Below are 5,628 nucleotides of genomic sequence, written 5' to 3'. Positions count from 1 at the left end.
CTACGGCGCGGAGTGTTCCAGGATCTGGAGCAACTCATCATGGGCATTGGAGACTATATCGACAAGCACAATCTCAACCCCAAGCCTTTCATTTGGACGGCAAAAGCTTCCGACATCCTCGAAAAAGTCACCCGCGCACGGGCCACGCTCGATAATCGACGATCTGCATGAGACACACCACTAGGATATCCACGAACTGGCGTGCTTTAGTTTCATCGAACGCTGGACCCACATCGTGTTTGATGTCGAGAAACAGGTCGTAGCGTCCGCGATCCTCAAAGCCCATGCGGTGAGGCAAGTTCCCAACCTCGTCCACGTCTTTATAGAGGTTCTCCACATCGAGCAGGATTTGCTCGATGTCGGCGTTTGCATCGTTCTTGCGCTCGATCAGTTCCTGTAAGCGCACATCCAAATCAACGTAGGCCGGATTCCGAGCTTCCTCGCGGCGAATGATGGTCTCGACATCCCGGATTATCTTCTCCGCCTTGTCCGCGCTGGACATCTTGCTGTAGCGCAAATTCTCAAGGTAACGCTCGTCAATGGCGATTTCCGGGAGATGTCCCAGGAAACTCTTGAGTTTGGCACACTCGCGGATGAGCTTGCGGGTCTTGGCGGCATAAAGCTCGGCGTCGAAGTCCGACCGCTTGAACTCCGTAAGGTAGACCTGGTAAATGGTCAGCAGCCATTCGTAGCGATCGCGCACTTCCGCTTTGGCAAGAATGGCGTGCGGCGAAAGCGCCTCGTAATTCTGCACCACGTCGCGGAAATCTTTCTCGAATTGCGTCTGGTCAATTTTCTGCAAACGCCGGACAATCTCAATCGAGCACTCGTAGCTGTCGTCCAGGGCAATACCATCAAACGGCTTCATCGCCGTTTCAATCAGACCCGGAAACAGAGTGGCGATCTCATCTGTGCTCTTGAACTCCGGCAGGTCCTCCGGTTCATAGGCGAGCGATTCCTGGTAATTCTTGAACACTCCGACGTAGTCGACCAGTCGGCCGAACTGCTTGCTCGTTCCTGTAACCGGATCGTCCCACGGTCGATTCGTTCGGGCGATCGCCTGAAGCAGGTTGTGGTCGCGCAGCGGGCTGTCGAGATACATGGTTTGCAGAATCGGCGCGTCAAACCCCGTGAGCAGCATGTTGCAAACGATGAGCAGCTTCAGATTATTGCCGAGCTTCTGCTCTTCCGGCGTGATGCGCTTCTTAAATTGTTTCAGCAGCGCTTTCAGGTCGCCGGACTCCATGTTGAAGTCCTTGAGTTTGTTGTACAGCTCCTCGCCTGCTTCCTTGCTGGTATTCGAAATGACAACCGCAATTTCCGACGAATCAAAATACTTCAGCAGTTCGTCGTAGTAGAGGCGACAACCTTCCTTGTCCACGGTGACGACCATCGCATTGCCGCCGGTGGGCTCGACCACCTCGCGGTAATCCTTCGCGATATCTGCCGCCAGCGCTTTGATGCGCGTGTCTGTCTTCAGAAACTCCTTCCAAGGCTGCACTTTCTTTTCAACCTTTTGTTTCTCCTCCTCGTCCAACTCCTTCGTGATGTCCTGATACCCGGCCTTGAGCTTTTCCTTATCGAGCCACAGTTCCGTTGGGCCGAAGGCGTAGCGCACCGGTTTCGTTGCTTCGTCCTTGATGGCATCGTCAATGCTGTAACGGTCGAGATACGCCTCCACCCTGCCATCTTTGACCGCGCCAAACTCCTTTTGGGTCTTCGGAATCGGCGTGCCCGTGAAGGCAAACCGTTTCGCGTTGGGAAACGCGGCCTTGAGGACGGAATGAAACTGGCCGTATTGCGTGCGGTGCGCTTCGTCGATCAGAATGATGACCTTTTCGCGGTCATCTGGCGTGACATTGCCATTAGCGCCAAAGTCCATTTCCTGGAACTTCTGGATCGTAGTAATGATGACCTCGGCGGGGCGGTTGGTGATTTTCTCCCGGAGTTGGCCAATGGTGAGAGGCTTCGTGGTATTGGGGAACAGGCAGTCCTCGAACGTGTCTCCAATCTGCGTCTTGAGATCCTTCCGGTCCACTACGATGTAGACTGTCGGGTCGCCCAGCTTTGGATGTGCGCGCAGCTTGTAGGCGGTGAACAGCATTGATAGGCTCTTGCCTGAACCTTGCGTGTGCCATGCAATGCCCTGATCGAGGTTGGTGTTAACGACACGGTCAACAATTTTGTTGGCCACGCGCAGTTGCTGATAGCGCGATACCTTCTTGATAACGCCATCGGGCGTGCGTTCGAACACAATCGCGTTCCGGAGAATGTCTAGCACGCGCGCTGGTTGGAGGAGACCGACAATGGTCTGTTTCATCTTCTCCACGTCATCAATCTGGCATGTGAGGATGACCTGTTCGACATTCCGGAGACGATGCGCGCCTACATCAGGGGTCGTCTGGAACAGATCGCGACCAGACCTGATGAACCGGAGGAACCAGAGGGCCCAGAACAGCCTGGAGACGCGTCGAAGGACGGATCGGACATTTCACGTGATGCCCAGCTGGCCCGCTGGTTCGAACCGCCTGCGAACCCGAGCCTCAAGCTTGACCTCCCGCCGCTTCACCTCTCCAATGAAGCATGGGAGAAGGCTGTGTCGCTCGCGCGGAAGCTGATGTGCGTGGCCCGGCGCCAGCCTTATCTGGCGCGCAGCGCTGTGTTGGGGTACTGCTACGCAGCTACAACCCATCGCTACGTAATCATCACAGGCGCAAACGACGCCGAGTACGGCAAGATGCTCTTCGAGCTCGTCGAGGAACTTCACCTCGACGGGCCGGCTCTTCGCTACGTAGGATTCCGGGCAGGGTCCCGGCGGACCGATGTGCCGGCCCTGGTCAGGGCATTCGGCCTTCCTTCAGCTCCTGACGACTACGAGACCGCCAACAACCTCGACAGCCCGGCCCGCCTGAATCACATCGGGATCCGGGTGTGCTGGGGGGATTCGCACCGCGCCAGCCCAGAATGGCATCAGGTCGCCGTTCTGGCCGCGGTCACTGAGTTGTGGCGCTGCGTCACCGGCACGAACGGGGTCCATCGTCCGCTGTAACGGCGGCCACGCGGATTCTGGCTGCCGGCAAGGAAAAGCTCTCAAAGGAAGTGGAAAACTACATTTCCAGCATGCGGTGAGAGCCGCGATGAGAAGCAGGCTGCAGGTTGCGAACCAAACTCAACTCGTGTGTTCAAATGCGCTCGAGTGCCCGATAGTGCAGCCCGGCGCAGCAAACCACGAGTTGAATTTGGTTGAATTAATAGAGGTTGGAACAGCGATAGTGAATCTCTAATTCCTGACCGACATGGGCAGAATGTCTGGGGAATCGCCATCGGCCGCCGCAACTGGCTTCACGTGAGAAGTAAAGAGGCTGGACCCAAGATCGCCGCCATCTTCAGTATTGTTGAGAGCTGTCGCAAGCTGGGCGTCCCCATTCGCCAGTATCTGGCCGATGTGCTGCCCGGCATGGCCGATCGCTCCATCCAGGAACTGGCCGGCCTCACTCCTGCGACCTACGCCGCCAAACTGGCAAAGCAGCCTATCCTCCGTCTGCCGGGTCCATCAACCATGGTGTTGGCCGAACGCACCTGATGTAATCGAGTGCGCCATCCCAATGCGGGGAGACGGTAACCTGGCCGACGAGGCCGTCGCTCGCGGCGTGCCACCGTTCAAATTCGTCGGAGTCTGGTGGCCTCACGTGAGCTTGGGGATGAGCCCCGCGTGGGCCGTCGGTCGGCGAGATGTGCGGCCCCTCAACATGCACAAACGGAATCATGTGCTCGGCCAGAGCCGAGATGCGACGGGCAGCCGCGATGACACGCAGTGCCGCCACGAGCCGCTCTTCGGCGGCAGTGATCAGGGTGGGGAGGAAGGTTGTCACACCTAAAGCGGCCAGTTGCCGGGCCAGCGCGATGACCATTTCGGGCGTGAGCGACTCAGCATTGAGGTCGCGCCCGCAATAGCCATTGACTTGAAGATCGATAAAGCCAGGCGACAGCCACCACTCCTCACCGGTGAGTGCGGGGACGATTGCCTGGACGATGCCATCTTCAACGACGACCTCCAGGCTCTCGCCGCTTGCCACGTCGCGTCCCTGGATCGACTGCCGACTCATTACGCCTCCCAGTCAGCGGCTTGTACCCTCAACCGGATTCGTAACTCGTTTTTAGGACAGAATCCCACAGCGGGTCCCCCCATTACGTCTCGGGCCAGCCTAGCAGCTGCCCGCTCGCGGTCCAGCGCACCAACCACCGCCTCAGCCGATGTCAATGACGATCACAGAGTAGATTCTCAGCGAAGGCACGCGGAAAGAGATCGCACGACCACCCCTCCAGTCAAGTGATTGATCGGAGCCGGGGGCGTCGGGCGAAAGGCTTCGGACTTTCTTGGCTCGCCTGCCGGTGGGCAGCGTCAGTTCCACCACCACATCCTGCATTTCTGGGGTGCGAACGTGATCATAGTTAAGCAGGTGCAACACCAAACGACTGGCAGCGGGCTGATGTACCAGCTCAATCGTGACATAAGGAGACGACACGTTAGTCAGCCGAACAGAGGGTGTTCCCTTCATCGCCGCCAAAACCCCGCTCCGGAGTTGATCGTTGTTGGCGGCGAGGTTCCAGTAATGCTGTTTCCGCCCGGGTCCCTGATGAGAAGCCTTCATCGTGGTGGGCGTAATGGCGGGGATGTATGTGACCTTGCCCTGGCCGAAGTTGTTTTGGACCGGCTCCCCGGGAACATTTGGCTCATCGGCGTCGGAACCCACCCACGCGGGCGCCGAGACACCGAAGCAGTCTTTGAGGCTAAAGTCGGGGTGCCGCTCGCGCCGCTCGGTGTAAAGCGAGGAGTGTCCGGTAGCGACCAGTCCCCCGCCCTGCCTCACAAAGCTTTGAATCTGCCGAACCTGAGCATCGCTGAGTGATTCCTGATCGGCGAGGAAGAGCACGCGGTATTTCGATAGATCGTTAAGATGCTGATCGAAAATGATATCGAACAGGAACGGCCCCTGAATTAGCATTTGGCTGGCGAGCATGAAACTGACCTGAGGACGGCCGCTGTTAAAGCCCATGCTGGAGAAGGAATAGAGGAGCGCTACATCGGCGACCGATTCCACCTCGCGGTAGAGGTCGAAATTGTGGCGGTAGAACTGAATATATCGGCGAGGTGCTTCGGGCAGATCAGGCACCGCATCGAAAATGCCGACCATCCCAAGGCATTGCCGGTTGTACGCCATGGATTCGGCCATCTGCAGCAGGCCGCCGCTGTTGGGGCGGTAACCCCAATTCCCTTCTGCTCCCCAGGTGTAGCAGAAAATCTTCTTCTTCAGGATGGATGCCGCTTTGAGAGTACGAATCTTGGAGATCAGCGCGCCGTCCGGGGTCACAGTGGCGTTGTCCCCTTCTTCCGTCCAGGCGACATCGATGGCGCCAAGCAGGCGCGGATAGTCCACTCCCTGTTCCCAGATTACGTTTCGACCGGAGATGCCGGTGGAAGGGTTGTTTTCGACCGCAATGGCAGGATTGATGGATCGGATCAGAGTTGCCATTTCGGCGTAGTAGGCCGTGAGCTGATGACAGCGAAAGTCTGCCCAGAGTTGCAGTAGTGGGTCATTGATTCGGACGGGGAACTCTTCGAGTTGC

Annotated in this window: 4 protein-coding genes and 2 pseudogenes; 3 read left to right on the top strand and 3 right to left on the bottom strand. The window is 57.7% G+C overall.

Features of this window, described 5'->3' with window-relative positions; translation table 11 throughout:
* A pseudogene (locus VMU57_RS18000) lies at positions 1-171 on the top strand (IS630 family transposase); the annotation flags it as partial.
* Here the strand turns inward: VMU57_RS18000 and VMU57_RS17995 are convergent.
* Positions 128-2,320 carry an HsdR family type I site-specific deoxyribonuclease gene (locus tag VMU57_RS17995; protein WP_325385937.1) on the bottom strand — a complete coding sequence of 731 codons (2,193 nt, stop codon included), beginning with the start codon at positions 2,318-2,320 and terminating at the stop codon, positions 128-130. The pseudogene VMU57_RS18000 and the gene VMU57_RS17995 overlap by 44 nt on opposite strands.
* Here VMU57_RS17995 and VMU57_RS17990 point away from each other — a divergent pair.
* Complete coding sequence (locus VMU57_RS17990) at positions 2,291-3,049, top strand: hypothetical protein (protein ID WP_325385935.1); 759 nt, start codon at positions 2,291-2,293, stop codon at positions 3,047-3,049. The genes VMU57_RS17995 and VMU57_RS17990 overlap by 30 nt on opposite strands.
* A gap of 297 nt (positions 3,050-3,346) precedes the next feature.
* On the top strand, positions 3,347-3,583 hold the full coding sequence (locus VMU57_RS17985; protein ID WP_325385933.1) for a hypothetical protein: 237 nt from the start codon (positions 3,347-3,349) through the stop codon (positions 3,581-3,583).
* Here the strand turns inward: VMU57_RS17985 and VMU57_RS17980 are convergent.
* Entirely contained in the window at positions 3,531-4,106 is a 576-nt protein-coding gene (locus tag VMU57_RS17980; RefSeq protein ID WP_325385931.1) for a hypothetical protein, read from the bottom strand. The genes VMU57_RS17985 and VMU57_RS17980 overlap by 53 nt on opposite strands.
* Before the next feature lie 141 nt (positions 4,107-4,247).
* Positions 4,248-5,628 (bottom strand): annotated as a pseudogene (locus VMU57_RS17975) (hypothetical protein); the annotation flags it as partial.

It is taken from the genome of Edaphobacter sp., from assembly GCF_035532915.1.
Lineage (GTDB): Bacteria > Acidobacteriota > Terriglobia > Terriglobales > Acidobacteriaceae > Edaphobacter.
This window is presented reverse-complemented; position numbering and strand designations above follow the sequence as displayed.

What these genes read in the sequence shown, in the direction of transcription:
- VMU57_RS17995 (WP_325385937.1), bottom strand. Translation starts at nt 2,320, where the DNA reads ATGAAACAGACCATTGTCGGTCTCCTCCAACCAGCGCGCGTGCTAGAC.
- VMU57_RS17980 (WP_325385931.1), bottom strand. Translation starts at nt 4,106, where the DNA reads ATGAGTCGGCAGTCGATCCAGGGACGCGACGTGGCAAGCGGCGAGAGC.